The following is a 22,834-nucleotide window of genomic DNA, read 5'->3' on the forward strand; positions in this document are numbered from 1 at the left end:
AAAAGTATAAGAGAACAGCTTGAAAAAAATCTTTTTGATTAAAGTTTGGAATTATGGTAGACCTATAATACAAAACGTGCTGAACTTGGGGCTGAAACTTTTGCCCTATGCTTCGCCGCTCGACATCTACCCCACATGCAACAAGTTCCTATGCCCGCCTTTGCGCTCATGGCCTCCAAAGTTCTGCCCGTTTTCGCCGAAGCTGTTTGCTGACGGGAAAAGCAATATTTAATATATAAAAGTATAAAGCCCTATCCCTTGGAGAGGGTTGGGTGAGGCAAAACATATAGCAGGACAATTGCATCTCCAAACTCGCACTACCCTCTCCCAACTAAACCCGGGAATAGCGGATACCGGCCTGTGCTTAATGCCTTGTGCACGTATGAGCGGATCACGGGGCTATCGGTTACGAAGTACCACAGGCATTGATTTTCGAAAAGACAGTACATTACTCATTCGAATCTAAGCCCTCATTATTAAGCACGCAGAAACTAATGAAGCGATAATCCCCCTACCCCTGCTTTAAAATATTATCGACAAATACCTGCCAGTGCGGGCCGCTGAGGCCGTGGCGGGCGGTTAGGCCTACTATGATGTTGCGGATATCGTCGATCAGGTTGCCGTCGGTATTGGGTTGTTCGTTGCGGCCATGTACTGCGGCGCTTACCCGGTTACGGTAACGTTCTACAATAAAGGTATTGGTGGAGTTGTGGCTAAAGAAATGCGCAATCACGCTTCCGGGCTTTTTGGGGTTGGCTACAGGTCGCACAGTAATGGCCACATATTCCGATTCTGCTTCGGCATTATCGTGCTCGCTAAGGGCTTCTACACGCACCCAATCGTAACCGCCGCCGCTGATAGAACCCGGCCCGGGCATATCTATGTAAATATGATCGCCCTTTTCCACTATCTTATAAGTTTCGCGCCCCTGCGTATCGGTTATGCCAAACTTTGATTCAACCGGACCTGTGAAGGTATGCCAGTTTGATACATCTTTAAGGCGGTCTTTCACCAGCATAAACAAATGGTGCGCTTCGGCTACGGTGGGCAGATCAACATACTGAATTACATCATTATGCTCGCCTTCGCGTTGTTCGGGGATGTTTTGATCGGCTATGCTCATATTCCGTTAACAGTTAATGCGCGTAAAGTGTTCGGTATAAATGAAAAACGTTTAAACAACCGGCCTGGCATTTCGCATCAGGAAATGGGTGATTATCCAGGCCAGGATATAGGCTATACCGCAGAACAAAAAGATGAGATTATAACCAACCGTTACATTACCCAGGCGGGTATAAATATCCAGCACGTACCCTATCACAATGGGGAACACAAAACCGCTGAATGAACCCGCCATACCACCGATACCTGTAACCGAACTGACCGAGCTTTTAGGAAAATGATCGGACATGGAGGTATACAGGTTAGCACTCCAGGCCTGGTGCGCGGCAGCGGCCAAACTGATCAATGCTACGGCCTGCCACATATCGGTACAGAAACGTGCCGAGGCAATGGGCACTACGCAAAGCGCGAATATCAGCATAGATACCTTGCGTGCCTTAAACGGCGACCAGCCCTTTTTAATGAGGTATGATGACAGGTACCCACCGCCAATGCTGCCAACCGTTGTGGCTGTGTAAATAATAATGAGCGGCAGCGTAGGTTTCTTTAAATCGAGATGGAAGGTTTTGCTGAAATAATCGGGCAGCCAGGTTAAAAAGAAATACCATATAGGGTCGGTTAAAAATTTGCCTGTTATAAATGCCCATGTTTGCCTTATGCGGAACAAAGCGCCCCAGCCTATCTTTACATCGGCCGCAGTTTCGGTAACTGAATCTTCATTAATAAGGGCGAGTTCGGCCGGGTCGAGGTTTTTCTTTTTAGAAGGAATTTCGTAAAAGATGACCCAAAAGATCAACCATACAAAGCCTATGCCCCCGGTGATGATAAAAGCCGCCTGCCAGCCGTATAAACCCAATATAAGCGGAATACATATCGGCGCAGCCACAGCGCCAATATTAGCGCCCGAATTAAAAATGCCGGTAGCAAAAGCCCGCTCCCGTTTCGGGAACCACTCGGCCACACTGCGGATGGCCGACGGAAAATTGCCCGATTCGCCCAAACCCAGCAATCCCCTCGCGGCCATAAAACCATAAGATGTTTTGGCGATGGCATGCAACATGGCCGCCAAACTCCATACTACGATAGATATGGTGTACCCTAACTTGGTGCCAATTTTATCGATAAACCTACCCGATATTAATAACCCGGTAGCGTAAAAAAGCTGGAAAAGGCCATTGATATAGCCGTAAGTAGTATTATCCCAGCCGAACTCTTTTTCGAGCGTTGGCTTTAAATAGCTTAGTACCTGCCTATCAAGGTAGTTGATAGTGGTAGCAAAAAACAACAAGGCAACTACTACCCATCTGTAGTTACCGGTTTTAGGTGAAGGCATAATTGGTTGGTTTACTTACAACTTTGTATTATCTCGCTCACATGTATGGTATCAGTATATAATTGATCGTATAATTTATTATCTAACACCTGCTTGCTGATGAGCTTACTGCCCATGCCCACGGCGCAAACCCCGGCCCTAAACCAGTCGAGAATGTTCTCTTTGGTGGTATCAACCCCGCCTGTTGGTATAAACTTTTGACCGGGGAACAGCTCTTTTATACTGCTCAAAAAGCCCGGCCCTAATATATTTGCCGGAAACAGTTTTATAATGGCCGCCTCGTGCTGTTGGGCGGTAAAAATCTCGGTAGGTGTTAAACATCCGGGAATCCACAGCATGCCATGTTTATGCGCAAGCTTACCTACTTCCGGGTTAATTACGGGAGCAACAATAAAATCGGCTCCGGCACTAATGAAGGCTTCGGCTTCGGCAAGGGTTTTTATAGTACCTATCCCTAAATGCAGATCGGGCATTTCGGCCTTTTGCACCTTTTTAAGCGCTTTAAAGTTTTCGAGCGCGCTTTCCCCCCGGTTGGTATATTCAAACACCCTTACCCCTGCTTTATACAACGTACGGGCAACTTGTACGCTTACTTCGGCATCCTCATAAAAATACAGGGGCAGCATGCCCTGCACAATAATGGCATCTACCACATCGGCTTGCTTACTCATAAATTATCGTTTTTTTGATCTGGTCAACAGTTTTATTGGTGGCATCGCTCTCTACAAACAACTTTTGAAAGGCCGATGCTGTAGCGAAAGCTAATGTTTCGGCAGGAGCCCAATCGTTATAAAACCCATAAATAAGCCCGGCCATAAAACAATCGCCGCTGCCTACCTTATCTACAATATGCGAAGTTTCGTATTGGGCCGAATGATACAGTTTATCGCCGGTGTATAATGCCGAATAGTAAGTAATGTCGCTTTTTGCATCAAACCTGAAGGTGTTGGCAACCGCCTTGCATTTAGGGTATAGCGCCATAATTTTTTGTGAAGTATTCAGGGCTTCTTTCAGGTAGATGCTTTGCTGGCCGCTTTCATGAATATCGGGCACTACTTCAATACCCAACATAGTTTCGGCTGCCCAGATATTACCCATCACGATATCGCAATAAGGCAATAGTTCCGTCATTACCTCTTGTGGTTTTTTACCGTATTTCCATAATTTCGACCTGTAATTTAAATCGACAGATATGGTGATATTGCGTTTTGAGGCTTCTTTTAAGGCTTCTTCACATACTTGGGCCACGTTATCACTGATGGCCGGGCATATGGCGCTGAAGTTGAACCAGCTTACGCCTTCAAGTATGCTATCCCAATCAATCATTCCTGGTTGCAAATTAGCAAAGGCCGAATGTGCACGGTCATAAATGAGGGCATCGTTCTTCAGGTCCTTCCCTTTGGTTAAAAAGTAGAGGCCTATCCTGTCGCCCGAAAAGAATACCGGGGTAGTATCGATATTTTTTTGATGTAAGTAAGCGATGATTTGCGTCGACAGACCATTATCCGGCAATGCCGTAAAATATTTTGATGGCAATCCCCATAAGGCCAGTGCGGTAGCTACATTCAATTCGGCACCGCCAACAAAAAACGGGAGGTTATTATTTTGCAGCCATTGACCATCAGCATCAGGTGTTATCCGCAGCAAGAGTTCGCCAAATGATAAAACAGCGCCTTTATTATCCATTGCTATTGAGGTAGAGGTTAACATTAAATTTGAACGGAAACGGTTGCCCGGTAAATGGTATCATAGGTTTGGTAATTGGTAGCTGCGCGGATCAACAGATCAATCCTCTTTTTCAAATAACGCTCTTTTTGTGCCTAATTCCAAACCCCGCAGCTCGGCCAGGCCTTTTAAACGACCGATGGCCGAATAACCATGATAGGTATTATACCTAAAATCGTCGAGTATTTTATGCCCGTGATCGGGTCGCATTGGTATGGCGATATCCTTGCGACCGGCATCTTCCCGTTTCTTTTGTTCGATGATAATATTTTTCATTACCGCGTACATATCAGTACTACCGCCTAAATGTTCGGCCTCGTAAAAGCTGCCGTCGGCCTCGCGCTGTACATTACGCAGGTGTAAAAAGTGTATATGTGTGCCTAAGCGTTCAACTATCCCTGGCAAATCATTATCGCCCCTTGCACCTAACGAGCCGCTGCAAAAAGTGATACCATTACTTGGCGACGGACTGGCGTTCACCACATCTTCCAAATCTTTTTCTGTAGATACCACCCTCGGTAAACCCAATATAGGGAACGGCGGATCATCCGGATGGATACACATTTTCACTCCCGCTTCCTCCGCATGCGGAACAATAGCCCGCAGAAAATATTGAAGGTTACTTTTCAACGCCGCGGCATCCACATTGGCATACCGTTGCAAGTAGCCGTTAAACTCCGGAATGGTGAGCGTTTTATTAGTCCCCGGCAAACCCGCCAGCAGGTTATTGATCAATTGTTGTTTTTGTTCAGCGGTTATTTCAGCCAGGTAGCCTTTGGCAGCAGCCTGCTGTTCTTCGCTATAATCTTTAAACGCGCCCTCCCGTTCCAATATATACAGATCAAACGCGGCAAGCGCCTTTGCATCATAGCGTAAGGCCGACGCACCGTTGTTTAGTCGGAAATCAAGATCAGTACGTGTCCAATCCAGCACGGGCATAAAATTGTAGCATATAATGTTGATGCCGGCCGATGAAAGGTTTTTGATAGTGGCAATATAGTTATCGATATACCAGTCGCGATCTGCACCGGCGGTTTTGATAGCTTCGTGAATGTTCACGCTCTCAACCACATCCCAGGTTAACCCGGCCTGTTCTATCATTTGTTTACGCTGTAGGATCTCGCCGAGCGGCCATACCTCCCCGCTTGATATATGATACAGGGCGGTTACAATACCGGTGGCCCCCGTTTGTGTAATAGCCTGCAAAGTAACCGGATCTGCCGGGCCAAACCAGCGAAACGTTTGTTTTAAATTGTTGATCATAGTATATAAAAACAGTTTTTTAAGCTAAAAACCGCCTTGGTTTAAATAATTTGAGGCTAAAATAAGCCATTTTGATATGTGTGAGCATATATTTTCATTTTTTTATAAAATATAATCAACACATAATCAAAGCAGTATAAATTAATTGAACTATTTTACAACCCTCCCCTTGTGAAATAAGAAAACCTGTGTATATTTGCACACCGAAAAACAAAACGGATTTCGGAAAAACGGAGTGGTAGTTCAGCTGGTTAGAATGCCTGCCTGTCACGCAGGAGGTCGCGGGTTCGAGTCCCGTCCATTCCGCAGAAAACAATGTCAAAATTGACTAAAAGCCTGTAAATCATCGATTTACAGGCTTTTTTGTTTGCCCGAAAATACCAAAATATGCATGTTTTAGCATAAAAAAGGTGAGCAATTCGGTGAGCATATTAAAGCCAAAAAGATGCTCACCAGAAATTTCATAAGTAACTGATTTAGAAGATGTTCAGCGAGTGAACATCTTGATTGCAAATGATGGAATAATCAATTTTGTTTCACTATTTAATTCATTTGTAATGAGAACTAACATCAATTTGCTTTTTTATTTAAAGAAGCGCTCTACCTACAAGAATGGCCCTGTAGCCATTTATCTGCGGTTTACCGTTGATGGCCAAAGAGCTGAAGCCTCAACCGGCAAAACTTGTGACCCATCCCGCTGGAATACTCAAGCAGGCCGAGCTATCGGCACCAAAGAAGACGTCCGTACCCTCAACTCTTACCTCGACACCTTGCAAGCCAAAGCCCAAGAGTTTCATCGCTGGATGACGGCTAATGACGAAATGGTTACCGCCGAGAGCCTCAAAAATCGTTTTATTGGTAAAACAGAAAAGATACGCACCTTGGTTTCCGTTTTTGAAGACCATAACCAAAAGATGCGTAACCTGGTAGGACAGGAATTTGAAAAGAGCACCCTGCAGCGTTATGAAACAGCTTTAATGCATACCAAAGATTTTATGCAGTGGCAGCACAATGTTTCTGATATACCTATCACAAAAATCAATTTCGAATTCCTTAATGACTTTGAATACTATCTGAGGAGCGTGCGCAAGTGTGCCAATAACTCTGCGATCAAGTATATCAAGAACTTGGGCAAAATTGTCCGTATCTGTTTGGGTAACGGTTGGCTTACCGTCGATCCTTATCTCAATTATAAACCAAAAACAAAGAAAGTTCATCGGATTGTGCTAACTAAAGAAGAATTGACAGCTATTGCCGATAAGCAATTTCCGGTAGACAGACTACGATTAGTTAGGGATATTTTTCTGTTTAGCTGTTATACCGGACTTGCCTATGTCGATGTTAAAAAGCTTAAACGCTCTGGAATGGTTAAGGGTATTGATGGTGATTTATGGATTTATACTAACCGCCAGAAAACAGATACCCTATCTCGCATTCCCATTTTGCCGGCAGCATTAAAAGTAATCGAAAGATACCAAGACAATCCGCAATGTATTGTCGATGACCTATTGCTACCGGTAATGAGCAATCAAAAAATGAATGCCTATTTAAAGGAAATTGCCGATTTGTGTGGAATTTCCAAATTATTGACCTTCCATATTGCCAGGCACACGTTTGCTACAACTATAACACTTAATAACGGCGTTCCGATTGAGAGTGTAGCGAAGATGATGGGTCATACCAGTATTAAAACCACACAGATTTATGCCAAAGTAATGGATCATAAGATCAGTTCCGATATGGCTACACTTAAAATTAAGTTATCATCGATTAACTAACCACTAACCTTCAATTGACAAATATTCACAAATATTAGGCATTTTGTATAGTTATTGGTTAAATTTGGGTATGATAAAAGAAATCAATAAAAGAGTGGTGTTGGTACAATGGAAACGTTTTGCAGGCATTGATATTGATGTGTTTTCAAGTCTGAAAGGTTTTTGCGATAGCTACCCGGATTTTAATTATCATACCCTTAATAATTATCTTTCTAAAAAAAAGATCCCATTCGAAAATGACGAGATTAAAATAGAACGGCAGCCGCTGATACAAAAAATCAGCAGGCCCAATCTATCGCCCGTATTATTCTGGGATTTTGAGTTTGATAAAATTGATTGGAGACGGTCAAGACTGACTATTATTGAGCGGGTGCTTAATAAGGGCGACCAATCAGATTGGAAAGAAATAATACGATTTTATGGCCAGGATAATCTGATCCACTCTTTAAAAGAAGAAATCAACTATTTAACCGATATGACTGTAGAAGCTGTTTGTGAATATTTTCAGTTGAGCAAAACTGAGCTCAAATGTTACACGAAGAAACAGTTAAACCAGGGACACTGGATCTAATCCACAAGCTGATGCGTGATCAGCAATTCAAATCTTTTTACCTTGTTGGCGGAACGGCTTTAGCTTTGAAGCTTGGCCATAGAGAATCCATTGACATAGATCTTTTCAATACCGGAGATTTTGATGCCGTAAAATTAGCGATGCATCTGGAAAAACAATACAACGCATTAATCAGAAGGCAAAAAAGCAACTACGTCAGTGGAAGTATTTTTGATGTGGATTTTGACCTGATCAGTCATAAATACCCGGCGGTTAAACAAATCGAAACCATTCAAGGAATTCGAATGATGTCTTTAGAAGATATCGCCGCAATGAAAATAAATGCAATAGTTCATAGCGGACAACGAATAAAGGACTTTATTGATATTCATTATCTGCTTCAGGAATTTGAATATAATGACATACTGGAGTTTTATTGTAGCAAATATCCTAATGTAGATCGGACTCAAGCTCGTAATTCACTTCTTTACCACAACGATATTGATTTTAACGTTCCGGTAATTCTTAAAGATAAAAGCTTAAGATGGCAGCACGTAAGTACGAGTATTAATGATGCGATAACTAAACATGATAGAGAGCGGCAAAATCGAGGATTTAATCGGGACGATGATAATTCTGAAGATATCGGCCCCAATAGAGGTGATCCTAAGAGATAGTAGATCTAGCGAATTTAATTTATGTAAAGAATATGAAGTATATCTATGTAGCGGTGTATCTGGCTATAAAGATATACAACTATCTAATAATATTGTTACCTCTTTGTTCAACCTGCTTTAAATAGCCGATTAATTCCTAGTAAAGCACGTCATTACATCTCAATATCTCTGTTTCTACACAATATTTACCGTGAAAAGCAAAATATCTTTATCCGCCAATGGCAATGATGCAGGACGCGATCCGCTTGTCGATCGCCTCGGCAATGATCGACTGTTCGGCCATATGGTACAGCTGGTCCGCGGATAGTTCGATCCGGGCATGATCCCGCTTCAGGCTGTTGAGGTTGAATTCCAGTTTCTTGTTTTTTTTATTTTCCCTTTTGACTTCCAGGTAAGGCTGCAGGACGACAATCCATTCATCGGCCAATCGGTCGTAGTCGACGATCTCTTCAGACCTGCCCAATAGCAGCTCCTGCATCATGTTCAGGGCCGTGCTCAATTCCCGGTCGAGGTCTTTCTGCTGCTTGCGTTGCCTGAGGATATGATCGGCAACCTCCAGGGCCCGGCGTTTCTTAGCGGGTAGCAGTTCGCGTTCTTTTTTCTTGAACAGCGTAACATAATGATTCAGGCTGATGGCATCCCATTTCAAGCGTACAGCATCCTTACTGATATGACTGCGCAGTTGCGCGGTCACGCGAATCATATCACTTTCGATCAGGTCATTCTCATCGATAAAATACCAGTGAGGGCTTTTGCGGTGGTCGCCGCGCAGGGCGATGAAGCACCATTTACCGGAGCCAGCGATGAAGCTTACCTTGGCTTTGACCTCGGAGGCCACATTGGCGAACTGCTGATAGACCGCTTCCGAAATCAGGGCATCCGGCCCTTCCTTGAGGTTGCGGATACACTGAAAGCGGTCTTCGACACCGGTCCAGGATTCGTCCTTGTCTACGAAATCCTTATATTCTTCAATCAATGCTTCTACACTGTCGGTCTTGGTAAAGCGGCGTCCCTTCAATATTTCGGGCACCTGGAAGTTTGAGCCATAAATCAGCTCCACAACGTGGTTGGTCTCGATCAGGCGCTCGTCTCCTTTGAGCGAATATTCGTCGGAATCATAAGCCCAGTAAATGTCAATGGCTTTATGCATGCTGTCCATGCGGTCTGCCCGGCCGATACGCTGCTCGACAATGCGGAGCACGCTCGGAGTATCCAGTAAGAATACGCAGGAAGCTTTCTGCAGGTCTACGCTTTCCGACATTTTATCCGAGCATAAGGCAATATAGCGTTCCTGGTCCTTGGATTCCAGTTTAAAAACATCCAATACTTTCTGGCTGTCTTTGTCTTCCTCACTGCCGCTGGCAACCAGAAGTTTTTGTGCAGGGTAATTTTCCGCGAACAGTTTGCGGAGATAATACAAAGTGATTACGGTCGAGTCAAAGGCCAGTAAGTTGCGGTGGGCCTTGGTAGCATTTATCAGTTCATGGACCTTGCCGAGTTCCCTGGTACCGGATAATGACTTGGCTTTGCGGGCAATCTCGCGGTAAAGTGCCAGTTCTTTTTCGCAAGCTTCGAAATAAAGATGCTCGTCCACGAGCCATTCTGGGAAGGGTATGCTCTTGAATTTACCTTGACGGTACGGGAGTTCTCGACGCGCGATGATGTCATCTATCTTCTGCAGCTTATTACCGGTGACCTTTGATTTACCCCGGAAGCCGAAATGCGTCATTGCCTTTTCAGAACCCTCAATGTGCTCGATCAGCGCGACGTGTGACGAGCGGAGCGCATAACGAATCATATAGATCGACAGAGAGCGGGCGGAAAAAATACGCCGCTCTACATAATGGTTCAAATTTTGACTCTCCTCTTCCCCGGGGTCCTGTAGGCGGAAACCAGTCAGATAAGTGATGCCTTTCAATTGCCGCGCCAACTCACCGATCTCGCGAACAATATCTTTATCCGCTGGCGTTTCCCGGGTTTGATAAATCTTTTCCACCTGTTTGGGGAAGCGGCAGCCTTTTTCCAAACTGTTTTTGAAGGCCTCCTCATCCTTTTCAACTTCCTCGTTCAGGCGCTTTTTGGTCCGCCTGACGGTGAATTGGCTGATGAATTCCCGGAGCATCGCTACGTTGTCCATCTGGTTACCGTAGTAAGGTTTTTTCAGCAATTCGAGATAAATCTTAAAGGCCTCATCGGTCAGGTTGTCGACATCCAGCAGTTTTACGAGGCTGAGCACATCCTCCACGCGTCTACTAATGGGCGTAGCGGTAATAAGGATCTTATGATCGGCGCGGTTGGTCTTGATCTGGAAGGTACGCCCAGAATCGGCGAGATAGCTGTGCGCTTCATCGATAATGAGTAGGTTGGCCAGCTTCAGTTGTGCCCCGATCCGTTCTTTATTTTCAGGGGATCCATTACTGAGCATTCCCATAGAAACCTGATTATGGTTGATCTTACCGAAGCGATGAAACTCGCCAGCCCATTTCTTCAGTACAAGTGGTGGGCAGATGATGAGCGATTCCGTGCGATGGTGCTTACCGGTCTCATACAGCAGGTGCTGCAGACAGAGAACGAGCGCGGTACATAGACGCGTTTTGCCGGCGCCGGTCGGGTCTGCGATGAGCACATTCGACTGACGCTGTAGAATAGAGACCGCCTGTGCGAGCCCTTTCCATTGAGTCGGCCAAAGGTTAGCGCCGGACATACGGCTGATGATCTCTTTATATTCATTCAGCCAGTTTCCTTCAAGCATCTCGGCAATAGCGCGGGCTAGGGCTTCCTGCCAAGTCGCATCGCCGATAAGGTTTTCAAGTAAAGCGATCAGTTTGTCATTATAAGGGCTGGCCTCGTCATAAAAACTCTCGGCTATCAGGCGGATATCCCGGTATTGATTGGCGGTACTACCTTCGTTCGCTACCCTGATGTTCGCCTCATCCTGTAAGTTCAAACCATTCTTGCTGAAGTTGGAGGATCCGAGTGTAGCGAAGTGGTCACCTACATAGATCTTGGCATGAAGCTTATCCCGGAAGCGGAACTGTATCCAGCCGCTTCGGATTTTTTCGATCAGGTAGATCACCGCACCACCTTGAAGTATAGATAAACCTCTTTTAACCCAGTACTCTTTTATTTCCTTTTCCAGACCGTATCGCAAATAGACTTTGCGACCTTTGATATTCGGCTCAAAACCAATAAGTACACGTACGGCACTTAATTGCGGATGGTCCTTACTACCAAACAGATCGACTAAGTTTGATAAAGAAGTGAAACCAGTCAGTATCAAAAAAGTGGAACTATCCGCGATATCTCCGTAAACAATGCTTTCGACCGTTCGCCCGGCAGAGTGGATGTTTAGGGGATATCCCTCCTGTTTAGGCCATTTAACCTGATCGAAATCGATGACCGTTTGCGGCGACGGCTTTTGTAGATGAGTTCCGGCCATTTAAAATTGTTGTGATAATGATTTATAAGAATTAAAGGTAATTAATTATAAATCAAGTCCCAACAACACGCTTCCAGTACGTTGGACAAGTGGAAAACCTGAAAATTCCCAGAGACGAATAGTGTATCTTGTCTGTCTTAAATTTATGCGGAGAATCATGGCTATATTCTCCGCAAATTTGCGGAGAATAAAACTGACAATTGATATCTGTGTAGCTATATAGCCAGATATATGGCTACACAGATATATAGTTACAATTAGTACACGATAGTCTCAATCGGCTTTAAACAGCCTCCAAATCTTTTTCTGTTAGCCATTCATCATAAGCGTTAGTAATCGGATCGAGCCAATCTGCTTTATTATTTGCCCAGGAAAGCCATTCATGGTTAACATTTGGTATAGCTGTAAGATACTCGCGAAGCAACTGGGCCTGTTTCCAACGCTTGGCTTTGATCATTAGTTCGTGGAATTCTTTTTGTTCCTGACGCTGACGTATTTCTCGCTCTGCCTGTATTTTCCTTTGTCTTTCCCAGTTTTCCTGCCACAGGCGTGCTTTTTCTAAATACTCTTTTTCTTGCTTAGCAGCTAATTCCAGCTTTGCTAATATCTTGGGTAGCTGCTCCTCAAGTAACTGAGTTTTTAAGTCTCTCCATTCTGCCTTTAATCGGCTATCAAGCCGAAAAGCAAGTTTACCATTAGGGCGCCATTCAAAATCTTGATATGGCTTATGATGCACCCTAAATTTATTTGTCTGCTCTCGAAAATTGACTCGAAGCTTTATATTATTTATAACAACGAAATTACCATCATTATTTACCTCATAAGAATAGCCCCTAGCACGTACGCATTTAATCAGCGTATCCATAAAGCGAAGCGCCCGACTGGCGTTTGATGGGGCTACACGCATATCTAACTGGCCTTTTGCTGTTACAACCATTCCTGGATGATTAACATCGGTTAGTTTAGATAAACTTTCTTTTGCAACAATAGTTAAAATGTCTGGTTTTGTTAGGCGGTCAGGAACTTTAAAAGGTAGGTTCTCTAAGATAACCTTCTTAACAAGCAGGTCCAACTCGGAAACTTTCTTGACTTGCTGATCTGGTGGGCGTTCATCAAGTTCGGCGAATGCTTTCCCTTTCCATACTGTAGATAATTTAGGCTTCCTAAGTTTGTGGCCGGCTTTTACCTTAGACCAATCCCCGCTTTTGGGAATAGGAATATTTAATCGAAGACACAATTTACGAAACCCAACGTCAGATATAATATACTTCTTAGCGATCTCAGTCATAGGCAACTCCCATACCATGTTATAGATCTCTTCACGGGTAAGCCTAATCATAGTACGGGTGCTGCTGCTCTTAATTCATCAGTATTAAATTCACCAAGGCTCCTCAAATATTTAAGTGTCACAACTACCGAGGAATGTGCCATCATTTTCTGAACTATATAAACATCTTTCGTTCGTCGAAATACATTAATTGCGGCAGTATGCCGAAAGGAATACAATGTTTGTTTTGGATAGACCAGGCCATGACTCAGAAGTTTCTTTCTTTCCCGCGACCATTGTTTAGCAAAATAGGTATAATTGAAGGGCTCTTTAGTTAAGCTGAATATATTGTCGTCTCTTTTTAGTTGGGCTAGCACCGGCTCAAGTTCTTCTCTTACATAATCAGGAACAAAGGCGACTCTTACCCTTCCGCCCTTATTTTCATTTCCTGCTAAATGAATTTCTGTGTTGCCGTTTTTGAAATGCTTTTTTGTAAGCAATCGTATCTCTTCATGAGGGCGTAATAAGCAACCATAGGTCATTAGGCAACAGCGATATAGATTAGTGTGATTACCTTTTAAAAAATCAAGTACAGGCTGTAATTGTTCTTTTTCATAAGCCAAATGAAGCGTAGCTTTTATTCTCTTTACTTCTGTCTTTTTGATCGTCATTAGATTTTCGTCTATTAACCTTGTGGCAGTATTAAAAAGCACGCTCAAGTCGCGCCTTTTATTCATATAGCTTGTAGCAGATGAATTGTATCGCTGGAGGAATTCTTCAATTTGAGCTGTTTTTATTTTTTTGATTGAAGTCTCGCGACCATCTTCGCCCAAAAAAGCCATGAAATGATTGTAAACATATCGCAGGCTGTCTTTATGCTGTTTACTAATATCCGATGTGAGTTTTTTGTCGAGGGCCTGTTTAAAAAGAAAGGCGGTAGATTTATTGTTCTTTGTATTATTCATTCGACAAACATCTGTTTATCCCGAAGAACTGGCGGAGTTAAGTTTTCTTTTTTGACAGCTATGAACGATACTACCTTAATCACCATGTAAGCAACTAAAAGCAAAGCCGGATAAAATGTCAAGGGCGAGCCAGCCGCTGAAAGCTTACGATGCGGCTCGCTTGTGTACCCTTGACTTTTTATTCCGGCTTGGGCTACCTTTGCGGCAGTGGTGAATAAGGTTACATCATCCGAGAACCTCAACGGCCAATACTTCTACTTTGACTTTTCTTTCTCCTTCTCCTATGTATTGCTTCATCATCTACATCATCGCTTATTTCAAAGCCGTAAGAATCATAATGGCCATAATTGCGATTATTAGGGGAACCATCATGAGGAATGTAAACATCCTCACCTGCTTCAAAATCTCTTTGTGATTTTGATCGACCTTCTTCTCCAACTTTATCTGCCTGTCTTGAATCTCCCTCGTCAAAGTAAGATTCAGTTGGACTGCTTGTATAAAATTCATCACCTCTCTTTCGTCCACGCTGGCCTGGTTCGAGTTCTCCGTTTTGCCATGATTGATCTCCATAATTTGCTTTCGTTCTGCTGTTTGCTTCGCTAATTGCTTTGCTATCTCTAATTTGCTCATAGTTGATTTGTTTAATCAGTTCCGCCCATTTAAACCTGTTCCCTAAAGCCTGTCCTTTTATCTTAAACCCATTATGAAAATAAGTAATGCCTGAAATCCTCCCGGTCGTCGCCTGGTTGAAAAGAAAATAAATTCCTTGTCGCTCGCCTTTTTCTATTAGTTCTTTGATTGAAAGATTTCCCTGCTTGAGGATGTTAATTAGTTTGTTTTGCAGTATCAATTTATCTGAGGGTTTGCCTGTTCTTAATGTTTGTTCAATTTCGCCGATTTTAGCTGCTTTTAACAAGGTTTCCTTACTGGATTGTACCGTCTTTAGATTATACCTTCGCTCCAGTTTCCTTATAATATCTTCACTACGTTTAAAATTGTTACTGTCTGAAACTACTGTCCCGTCAAAAGAAATTCGGTTTACCAATAGGTGTATATGAGGATGAGGGGCATCGTGATGGCGAAAGATCATATACTGATTATTCGTATATCCACTTTCCTTTAAATAATCATGGGCGATTGACAATAACTTATTATTGTCCAATTCATCTTCAACTGAAAAATTAAGGCTTGTGTGGTATACATAGCGACTTAGATTTGGCTTTAAGCTTCTGATTAGTCTAAGTTCCTGCTGTATCATTATGGAATCAGTCGATGCAAAACTGCTGTCCAATAATTCTGCTCTCTTATTTTGGTCAGGATGATAAAGCTTTTTGAGATTGTAGTTTAATGCTCCTAAAAAGCTTTTACCTATTTTCTGACTGGCTATCATAAAATAATCCCTTAATAATTTTTTCCTCCTGCGCTTTTAATTTATTCAAAAGTGCAAGTAAGCCGATAGGTAATTTACCTGCATTCAGCTGCTTGGTTTGCTGGTTAATATTTACCCCAATTTTTTTTAATTCCACATAGGTGTCCATATCAACCTTGGGAATTTTTGCCTCCGGAAACCTTCCCTTAAAGAGCTTCTCCCTTACAAGCACCACTGGCGGTAAACCGCAAATTGATGCGGCTTTATCTATCTTTTTCTTTTCTTCTTTTGTCAGCTTTAAGGTGATCCTTTCTGACCTTTTTTCCTCCTTTGACAACTCTGGTCTTCCCATAAATTTTATGCTGAACGAAGTGAAGTATAACGGGTCCGGGTGTCCCGGCAAGCGTTTCGGGAGGCCCGAAACATGGCTTGCTTTAAACAACCGGATAATATATTGGTATATACAGATAGCTGTTTATGTGCATTATTAAATGTCGGAACTTTGCTGCCATTTATGAACTCGATTCATCTTGCCTTGTTATTCAATTACACTGTTACTTCGATATTAAGTTCTACTGATACTTAATTATACTGTTACTTTGAGAGTTGTATATAGGGTCATACAGATCTACAACTTACTAAGGCATGTTCTCCGGCCAATACATCAAACTTCCTTCTATTGGATGATACGAAGGCTTATAATGGATATACCCATAAGCAACTAACTCCTTTATGCATTTGTGATAAGTAGCAAATGATGCAATCCGACTGTACAACATTAGCTGTCGGCGGCTGACTGAAAAAGGACTGTTAAATCCATTTCGCTGCCAACTGACAAATACAGCGGTAAAAAGACTCACGTGAGTGGCGTATAGTCGCTGATTACTGCCCATGAGCTTAACCCTTTCGGCATAAATCGCTAACTCTTTATTTTTTATAATAGACTTCAATGCCCACCTCCTTCCAGAATTTTATAGATGTCCTCCAACTTGTAATACATCATGCCACCGATTTTGGTATAACAAAGGGTGCCATTAACACGAAGATTTTGGAGTGTCCCTGGTGAAATGTTTAGTAGCTTTCTTACCTCATTGCTTTTTAACCATTGCTTTTGTTGTTCTTTTCCCGGATGAACAATAGCCTTTATATCTTCCAGTAATTCTTTCTTAAACGCCTTCAGATCTTCTTTTGTAATCAACTCAATTGCTGTCATTTTCAATAAATTAATTGTTAATATTTCATAATTATTATCCATCTGTGTAGGTAATTCTCGAGTTGCCCCTCCTTAACCGCACCTCAGTTGGATTGATATCAAAACAAATGTAAAGCAATGTTTTGATAATTTAAAATATGTCAAAACAAATAATTATCTTTGAATCATTAAATCAGCAATTGACATAATTAGATTTGACGGCTTTTGATGAGATTTGATTTATTGTAGTGCTATTATTGTCGTTGAACTTGATCAAATACAACATAATTCTATTAAAAATATTTTTAAATAAGATGAAAATTAGCTTCAAGACCTACTTAAATGACCGGCTAAAGCAGGTAGATTTTCATGGACAACTTACCCACCCGCTGTACGTACAGGTAACCTATGAGCGAAAAACTATTTTTTTCAAAAGCTATTATTTTGAATTGTTCTCTAAACCGAGGTATGCTATGCAACTGGCGGATGGCAACGTTAAAGGCTCAGCCCTGGAGCAAATAATTGAGAAGGAAAATGAAGTTATTCGTTTTGTAATAGACAAGCTTCAGGATGGATTTTCATTGGAAGCGTTTAAAAAACTTTATACGCATTTCAGTACAGACCTTTGCGATGCTATGGAATTTGACTTTATTACTTACCTGTATTTGTTCTTCGATGACAAGGAATTGCTGCATATGGCGGAATTGATAAAGTGGGGTACACTTCAATTGGTAACTTATGATCTGATCATGGATTTTAAAAAAGTGCTTAAAAAAGCTTTGTATAACGAACTTATTGAAGAAGCATTTGAAAAAGCACCTCCTTACATCCAGCTATATAGCTTTATGGTGCATACAAAGAAATGGTCGATGCTTTGCCTTACTGCATTAGAATGGGATAATATTGAAACGATTAGTTCTTTTAAGGATTATGTGGAGCTGCATTATCCGAATATGAAATCTACCACTTTGATTGGACAGGTTAATAACTGGTCGAATTATCGAAGAAGGACTATCTAGGTTTTTATCAATATGAGAATAAATACGTGTATCTTTTAGATTATTATTCCTTAATACGAATTAATTTCCCGCTTTTAGCATTCGATTTGTAAATGAACGGTTTTCTATTTTCCCGCATCAGGTTTCGTATTTTAGGCCAAAGTTCAATAATAAATAAAGATAATTCAAACATGTCCGGAACACCCTCTCCCGGAAATTTTAGTGCAAGTATACGAAACCCACTTTCAAAAAGGACTTCAGTCACTGGTTCAATGCCGCGCTTTTGTTTGTCAATACGCAACAAGATCGGTAAAACTAGTTCACTGTCGCGTATCGTACTATCATATAAAGAAATAGTATACTCTTCTTCGGCATCCATAGCCTGGATTAATCGGATCGCTTCGATAAGATTTTTTGGATGATGTTTGTCAAAGAGTATATCCATCTTATTGCATATAGGCTACTGCGGCCATCACTTCGTCGTTGCTAAGATCGTACTGACTTTTTAATAAGTTTATTGAACCTGGGTTTTTGACATAAGCCGCTGCAATCATATCGACAGGTACTTCTTTATCAATAATCACCGGTTTCCCCAGGCCAATCTGCGGGTCGATGATCACCTTCATATTCCCTTTTGCTGGCATCAGGCGTTGCGCTATATCATTTTTGAAGATAATATCTCTGAAGAAAAGGGTAATAAAATCAATATTAATCTGGCTGGTGCCGTTAAGCGTTACTTTAACCCCGTTATCAAATTCCCAGATAATCGCGCTGCCGGCAATTTTCAAGCTTGTATTGACGTTATTAGTGGCAAAAGGGTAGGTCTTCTTGGTTTTTTCACTCAGATCCGCGCGCGCCTGAAGTATTTTCTTCAGGGACAAGCCATTTTCCCGAAGCGTACCAATTACCACTAATTCAATCAGCCCATGGAAACTGATGCGTCGGTTATCTGCATCACGCACCGACTTGGTGTTAATTCCTTCGTAGTTTTCTTTGTTTAGTTCATTGAACCATGAAGTGACTTTCTGCGTCGAGAATCCGGTAATCGCAGCCGTTTCTCTAATGCTATAAATTCCTTGGTGAAGACTTAAATCAATCATTTCAGGTTCATGGTTAGTGGTTAAAGATACATTATTATTTAATTTATTCCAGGCCGCCAGCACTAAGCGTTTGGTTTTGTATTCGCCATAAAACCGTACTTCCTTATCCTTCAATACCCGGAAGGTTTCACCCGGAAAATCTGCTCCGTAGACATCTTGTGGATCCAGGATATAACGCAACTCATCATCAGAAAGGCCATATATCCTTGCATAAAGCGCGTCAATCTCAGCTTTCAAAATAGCACGCCGGTCTTCATGCCATTTAAAAGGGGGAAATGGAATTACAGCCCCATCTAGTTCTTCAACGCTTTGGCCAGCCCAGTCATGTCCCCCTGTGTATTTCCGATTATCCTCCCATTGCTGACGAATTTTGATTTTTAAATCCTGATTAGCAGTATACCACAGGTCGTCGGCAAAAGCTTTAACATCCCAGGCCGTATAAATCAATTCAACTGCTTTTTGAGCGATGATGTTTTTATCTTCTTCCGTATAGCTATCTGGTGGCACTACAGGCGTTTGTTTTAATAACCCCCAATTAAAATGTAGCCCGCTGATTTTTTGGCGAACGAAATAGTCATAGACTAGCGAATTTAAATTAGTGAGTAAAAGAACCGGAGAGGTCGCATGGTCAAATCCGATACCAGGTGAGGAACGGGAGGCTAAGACTTTTGGGATAACACTGGCAATGGAAGTCCGCTCGTTAGTAGCATTGGTAACGTCGCGCCAAAGGACAAAATAGTTCTTTTGGTAATCAGGATATTTACCCACTAAATCTTGAAATAAATTATCTTTAGCAAAATACCGAACTGTGGCAAACCTTCGACTATCCTCCTTTTCTTCTGAAGTCATTAACATTGCCCCCCCGCCCTCTATGGCTTTGGCGGGCTGACTTGCAAAGGTTGCCAATCTATGATCCAAGTGCCAGAACATCTTGGCCTCATAAACCGGTATCGTGTAGACAGCGGGATCCATCAGATGTACCATTTGAATCTCGTTTTGATGATCTCCTAAATCGACCAATCGGATGTAATAAGCGCCCCATGCATTGACTTTCTTTTCGTTATCAACAAATGTCCCGAAACGGCTGTAAATTCGGCGCGACAAATTTGCATCCACACTGGTGCGGAATACTGGACATGTTTTCGTATTCGGATTGAATTGCAGAAAATCGTTTTTTGTCAGGCTAAATATGCGTAATTGATCCTGCAGATGCTCGATCTTGGTTAAATAAAAGCCAAAATGCATTGGTTTGCTTCCAATGTCCAAGCCAGCGGCGGTCAATAAACAAAATTTATACCGGCTGTCTACACTTGGGAAAAAGCCAAGCCGGTTTTCAAAGTCAAAAAGACTAATTAACCGACTAGATTGGATAATGTCTTGGAAAAAAACTTTATTACCATCATCGGTTGCAATCCCCGTCGGAACAATTATTCCTAATCGGCCGTTGACCGACAATAGTGTAGTTGCTAATTCGGTAAACACAGAGTAAGTGTTTACATCACCTACAGCCGTCAACGGATACAGACCGCTCTCGCGCAAAAATTTTCCGGAACAATCGGCCACATGTTGTGCCATTTGATATTCAAGAGCGAGGGCCGGATTCGTTTGGGTTAACTCTTTGATCATTTTTGTTCTGGCTGCCGCATTCGGTGCATCTGCGATCGCTTGATCTCTGGTCGCGAAGAATTCCTCCTGTTGTAATTTAACTCTTTCCCAGGGGGGATTTCCCAGTATTACATCGAACCCGCCTTGCTCAAAAACATCCGGAAATTCCAGGGGCCAGTGAAAAAAATTATGCTGTAGCGAAAGTGTTTCGCTTTCGTCTAATAATCCTGGCTCCGCTGCATTTGGTTCTCTCAGGAAATGCTGTAATTTTTCAGTCGTAAAGAGGACGTTATCCACCACTCGGTTATAGGTTTCAAAAAATGCAGCCGTCCAGATATTGCAGGCATGCCAGTCCCTCCACCAGTTTGGGCGTTCCCGGAATTTCTCAAACCTAACTCTGACTAAGTTTACGGCTGCAATATCGTCCTGCACGATATTTTCTAGTAAATTAAATTCCTGGCTGAAATTATGGGAATCCTCACCTAGCAATTGCTGCTGGTCAAATAAGGAATATTGGGACATCCGGTTAAAAGCGCTATTCCGTTTTTTTAACTCCCTACAAATTTCTTTATCGTCACCAGTACAAGGTATATATGCATTAGCCGGTATCCCGCTATTTAGTACAGCAAGGTCACGTACACCAACTAAACTATTGCCATTTCGTATCTTATGATCAAGAAAGCTGAGTGGTTTACCACTATTATGTCCTTCCAACCAAAGCGCGAGCTTGCATAATTCGACCGCGGCGGGATTCATATCAACGCCATAAATGCAATGTTGGATAACTTCTCTGAGGCATTTCTGAAAAATAGAACGGGCAGGGTTTTCGTCACCACTTTGCAAGCGTGCCAGGTACCAGGCAATGGTCCGGGCCGCAGCTAGTAGCATGTGTCCGCTGCCGGCCGCGGCGTCACAGACCTTCAGCTTAAGCAGTGCCTTCATTTGTTCGCCTTTATTGCCTGCATTCGACTTCAACCGGTCTTCAATTACCGGAATCAGGGCAGATTTGATTAGTTCGTTCACCAGCTCAGGCCGTGTATAATAAGAACCAGTGGTTTTCCGTTCGGTACCTTCATGGAAAGTGAAACCAATTTGGCCCGCATCCAAGTCTTCGATCACCGGATGAAGTTCAAGCAAACCTTCGTAAACCGATCCTAATTCTTCCACGTCGAGTGAACGGTAATTGACTGGCACCAAGTTTTTTTGATCGTCTTCAAATTCGTTCAAGTTCCGAATACATTCGAGTAATAAGCGATTATTGATCAAGCTCGTATGTAAGTCGTTGATAGCTTGGCTACTGAACAACGCACCATCCAAAGGTGCAATGCCGAGCAACGGACCATTGCCACCGGCCTCAAATAATCGGAAGGTATTGGCCAGCCCCTGCCATAAATCATCGAATTCCGTCTCATAGAGGAACCCTTTCTCGGACTGCTTCCTCAAATGCGCGATACTATAAAATTCGTAGTAAATCTTCTTGTTCTTGATCATTGCAGGTGCCTTATCCTCTTGATCGTAGATCAAATCGCGTTCTTCAGTAACCATCAAAAATAGCAGCCGGTAAATCACCCGAAGCAACTGACGGTAATACTCACTTGCATTCAAGCCTCCCCCACGCAACCTCGAACGTAAATGCTCATTGGCCGGATGCTGCAGAAAACCTCTGCCTAAAGCAAGCAAAGATTGTTTAACGGCTTTACTCAGACCGTCGCGGATGCGGTTACCCGTCTGAATACTTTCTTGGTAGTATTTTTCCAGCAGGGACTGATCCGCTTCTTCGGCGGTCCGTGGGAAGCGGGTATAATGTAACAAACGGTAAAGGATGGTAAATTCGCTATACTTATCCTCATCCAGCATCCGCTTTAAATCGAATTCCACATAGGTCAACTTAATTAGGCGTCCGCTGTCCCGCATTAGGCGCAAAAACAAGCCGTTAGCTGTAATTCCGAAAACATGTGGAGTAACATTCAAATATTCCTGCATGGTGCCATGCGGAGAATATCGGGTCGTTCCCCCGCTAGCCTTGATGTCCAAAGTGTTTTTTTCCGGGTGCTGTGGTTCAAAAAAGCCCACGATATGTACCGGTAGATCCGCAGCATTTTCTGCAGTATGGCTGATCGCATAATTTTGATTGTTGCTGCCGACCAGCGAAGCCCTTTGGTCCCGTAATTCAAAACCAAGGGAACCCAAAAAGTTTTTGACCCATTTGCGACTCAGGCTTGTTCCATAAGGATCTGAAGCCGGCAGGTTCCGGCTCTTATCACTGAATTGCTTCCAGTCGAGCTTGACACGGCTCCAAGCATACTCGATCTCGTTACGCAGGTTGCTGCCAGGCTCAAGTGCAAAATCTGTTGCCGCCTGACCGATTATCTCTCCCGCTTCGACTTTTTGAAGAATCTCTTCTGAAATCAGGTTGCCTTGAATTTGAATAGCCGTATATTTCATAAGCAA

17 protein-coding genes and 1 tRNA gene are annotated in these 22,834 nt (G+C 42.7%); 5 read left to right on the forward strand and 13 right to left on the reverse strand.

Annotated features, from left to right (window positions below; all coding sequences use genetic code 11):
- Window positions 1–511: 511 nt before the first annotated feature.
- The 5 genes from AC07NA_RS15910 to uxuA all read right to left on the reverse strand — a co-directional run bounded on the left by AC07NA_RS15910 (window position 512) and on the right by uxuA (window position 5,443).
- The gene (locus AC07NA_RS15910; RefSeq protein ID WP_494898565.1) at window positions 512–1,123 is read right to left on the reverse strand and encodes a hypothetical protein; all 612 of its coding nucleotides are present in this window, start codon (window positions 1,121–1,123) and stop codon (window positions 512–514) included.
- A gap of 51 nt (window positions 1,124–1,174) precedes the next feature.
- Window positions 1,175–2,455: an MFS transporter gene (locus tag AC07NA_RS15915; RefSeq protein WP_494898566.1), complete on the reverse strand. Its 1,281-nt coding sequence runs from the start codon at window positions 2,453–2,455 to the stop codon at window positions 1,175–1,177.
- Between the two features lie 11 nt (window positions 2,456–2,466).
- On the reverse strand, window positions 2,467–3,126 hold the full coding sequence (locus AC07NA_RS15920; protein WP_494898568.1) for a bifunctional 4-hydroxy-2-oxoglutarate aldolase/2-dehydro-3-deoxy-phosphogluconate aldolase: 660 nt from the start codon (window positions 3,124–3,126) through the stop codon (window positions 2,467–2,469).
- Window positions 3,119–4,141, reverse strand: coding sequence for a PfkB family carbohydrate kinase (locus AC07NA_RS15925; RefSeq protein WP_494898569.1), 1,023 nt, complete (start codon window positions 4,139–4,141; stop codon window positions 3,119–3,121). The genes AC07NA_RS15920 and AC07NA_RS15925 overlap by 8 nt, the downstream gene beginning before the upstream one ends.
- Window positions 4,142–4,240: 99 nt before the next feature.
- Window positions 4,241–5,443, reverse strand: a complete 1,203-nt coding sequence (uxuA, locus tag AC07NA_RS15930) for a mannonate dehydratase (RefSeq protein WP_494898570.1) — start codon at window positions 5,441–5,443, stop codon at window positions 4,241–4,243.
- 232 nt (window positions 5,444–5,675) lie between these two features.
- On the opposite strand from uxuA, the gene AC07NA_RS15935 reads away from it, so the two are divergent.
- The 4 genes from AC07NA_RS15935 to AC07NA_RS15950 all read left to right on the forward strand — a co-directional run bounded on the left by AC07NA_RS15935 (window position 5,676) and on the right by AC07NA_RS15950 (window position 8,448).
- A tRNA-Asp gene (locus AC07NA_RS15935) sits at window positions 5,676–5,749 on the forward strand.
- A 251-nt stretch (window positions 5,750–6,000) separates the two neighbouring features.
- Window positions 6,001–7,221: a site-specific integrase gene (locus tag AC07NA_RS15940; RefSeq protein ID WP_494898571.1), complete on the forward strand. Its 1,221-nt coding sequence runs from the start codon at window positions 6,001–6,003 to the stop codon at window positions 7,219–7,221.
- 70 nt (window positions 7,222–7,291) lie between these two features.
- A complete protein-coding gene (locus AC07NA_RS15945) occupies window positions 7,292–7,792 on the forward strand; it encodes a DUF6922 domain-containing protein (RefSeq protein WP_494898572.1) in 501 nt (166 codons plus the stop codon).
- Entirely contained in the window at window positions 7,750–8,448 is a 699-nt protein-coding gene (locus AC07NA_RS15950; protein ID WP_494898573.1) for a nucleotidyl transferase AbiEii/AbiGii toxin family protein, read from the forward strand. The genes AC07NA_RS15945 and AC07NA_RS15950 overlap by 43 nt, the downstream gene beginning before the upstream one ends.
- 208 nt (window positions 8,449–8,656) lie before the next feature.
- Here the strand turns inward: AC07NA_RS15950 and AC07NA_RS15955 are convergent, their stop codons facing one another.
- From AC07NA_RS15955 to AC07NA_RS15980, 6 genes are all read right to left on the reverse strand, one after another.
- Window positions 8,657–11,887, reverse strand: coding sequence for an SNF2-related protein (locus tag AC07NA_RS15955; protein ID WP_494898574.1), 3,231 nt, complete (start codon window positions 11,885–11,887; stop codon window positions 8,657–8,659).
- 283 nt (window positions 11,888–12,170) lie between these two features.
- Window positions 12,171–13,175 carry a hypothetical protein gene (locus AC07NA_RS15960; protein ID WP_494898575.1) on the reverse strand — a complete coding sequence of 335 codons (1,005 nt, stop codon included), beginning with the start codon at window positions 13,173–13,175 and terminating at the stop codon, window positions 12,171–12,173.
- A 47-nt stretch (window positions 13,176–13,222) separates the two neighbouring features.
- Entirely contained in the window at window positions 13,223–14,119 is an 897-nt protein-coding gene (locus AC07NA_RS15965; protein ID WP_494898577.1) for a tyrosine-type recombinase/integrase, read from the reverse strand.
- A 238-nt stretch (window positions 14,120–14,357) separates the two neighbouring features.
- Complete coding sequence (locus AC07NA_RS15970; RefSeq protein WP_494898578.1) at window positions 14,358–15,509, reverse strand: relaxase/mobilization nuclease domain-containing protein; 1,152 nt, start codon at window positions 15,507–15,509, stop codon at window positions 14,358–14,360.
- Window positions 15,484–15,840, reverse strand: a complete 357-nt coding sequence (locus AC07NA_RS15975) for a plasmid mobilization protein (protein ID WP_494898579.1) — start codon at window positions 15,838–15,840, stop codon at window positions 15,484–15,486. The genes AC07NA_RS15970 and AC07NA_RS15975 overlap by 26 nt, the downstream gene beginning before the upstream one ends.
- Window positions 15,841–16,434: 594 nt before the next feature.
- Window positions 16,435–16,743 (reverse strand): helix-turn-helix domain-containing protein, encoded by a 309-nt coding sequence (locus AC07NA_RS15980; protein ID WP_494898580.1) that lies wholly within the window; start codon window positions 16,741–16,743, stop codon window positions 16,435–16,437.
- A 251-nt stretch (window positions 16,744–16,994) separates the two neighbouring features.
- Here AC07NA_RS15980 and AC07NA_RS15985 point away from each other — a divergent pair, with 251 nt between their 5' ends.
- On the forward strand, window positions 16,995–17,699 hold the full coding sequence (locus AC07NA_RS15985) for a hypothetical protein (RefSeq protein WP_494898581.1): 705 nt from the start codon (window positions 16,995–16,997) through the stop codon (window positions 17,697–17,699).
- A gap of 43 nt (window positions 17,700–17,742) precedes the next feature.
- Here AC07NA_RS15985 and AC07NA_RS15990 read toward each other — a convergent pair whose 3' ends face one another.
- Window positions 17,743–18,123 (reverse strand): hypothetical protein, encoded by a 381-nt coding sequence (locus AC07NA_RS15990; RefSeq protein WP_494898582.1) that lies wholly within the window; start codon window positions 18,121–18,123, stop codon window positions 17,743–17,745.
- A gap of 1 nt (window position 18,124) precedes the next feature.
- Complete coding sequence (locus AC07NA_RS15995) at window positions 18,125–22,828, reverse strand: Eco57I restriction-modification methylase domain-containing protein (RefSeq protein WP_494898583.1); 4,704 nt, start codon at window positions 22,826–22,828, stop codon at window positions 18,125–18,127.
- Window positions 22,829–22,834: the final 6 nt, after the last annotated feature.

Source organism: Mucilaginibacter sp. GW821-FHT07G05, assembly GCF_059418565.1.

Coding starts and splice junctions, on each gene's coding strand:
- AC07NA_RS15910 (WP_494898565.1), bottom strand. CDS start 1,123: ATGAGCATAGCCGATCAAAACATCCCCGAACAACGCGAAGGCGAGCAT.
- AC07NA_RS15915 (WP_494898566.1), bottom strand. CDS start 2,455: ATGCCTTCACCTAAAACCGGTAACTACAGATGGGTAGTAGTTGCCTTG.
- AC07NA_RS15920 (WP_494898568.1), bottom strand. CDS start 3,126: ATGAGTAAGCAAGCCGATGTGGTAGATGCCATTATTGTGCAGGGCATG.
- AC07NA_RS15925 (WP_494898569.1), bottom strand. CDS start 4,141: ATGGATAATAAAGGCGCTGTTTTATCATTTGGCGAACTCTTGCTGCGG.
- uxuA (WP_494898570.1), bottom strand. CDS start 5,443: ATGATCAACAATTTAAAACAAACGTTTCGCTGGTTTGGCCCGGCAGAT.
- AC07NA_RS15940 (WP_494898571.1), top strand. CDS start 6,001: ATGAGAACTAACATCAATTTGCTTTTTTATTTAAAGAAGCGCTCTACC.
- AC07NA_RS15945 (WP_494898572.1), top strand. CDS start 7,292: ATGATAAAAGAAATCAATAAAAGAGTGGTGTTGGTACAATGGAAACGT.
- AC07NA_RS15950 (WP_494898573.1), top strand. CDS start 7,750: ATGTTACACGAAGAAACAGTTAAACCAGGGACACTGGATCTAATCCAC.
- AC07NA_RS15955 (WP_494898574.1), bottom strand. CDS start 11,887: ATGGCCGGAACTCATCTACAAAAGCCGTCGCCGCAAACGGTCATCGAT.
- AC07NA_RS15960 (WP_494898575.1), bottom strand. CDS start 13,175: ATGACTGAGATCGCTAAGAAGTATATTATATCTGACGTTGGGTTTCGT.
- AC07NA_RS15965 (WP_494898577.1), bottom strand. CDS start 14,119: ATGAATAATACAAAGAACAATAAATCTACCGCCTTTCTTTTTAAACAG.
- AC07NA_RS15970 (WP_494898578.1), bottom strand. CDS start 15,509: ATGATAGCCAGTCAGAAAATAGGTAAAAGCTTTTTAGGAGCATTAAAC.
- AC07NA_RS15975 (WP_494898579.1), bottom strand. CDS start 15,840: ATGGGAAGACCAGAGTTGTCAAAGGAGGAAAAAAGGTCAGAAAGGATC.
- AC07NA_RS15980 (WP_494898580.1), bottom strand. CDS start 16,743: ATGGATAATAATTATGAAATATTAACAATTAATTTATTGAAAATGACA.
- AC07NA_RS15985 (WP_494898581.1), top strand. CDS start 16,995: ATGAAAATTAGCTTCAAGACCTACTTAAATGACCGGCTAAAGCAGGTA.
- AC07NA_RS15990 (WP_494898582.1), bottom strand. CDS start 18,123: ATGGATATACTCTTTGACAAACATCATCCAAAAAATCTTATCGAAGCG.
- AC07NA_RS15995 (WP_494898583.1), bottom strand. CDS start 22,828: ATGAAATATACGGCTATTCAAATTCAAGGCAACCTGATTTCAGAAGAG.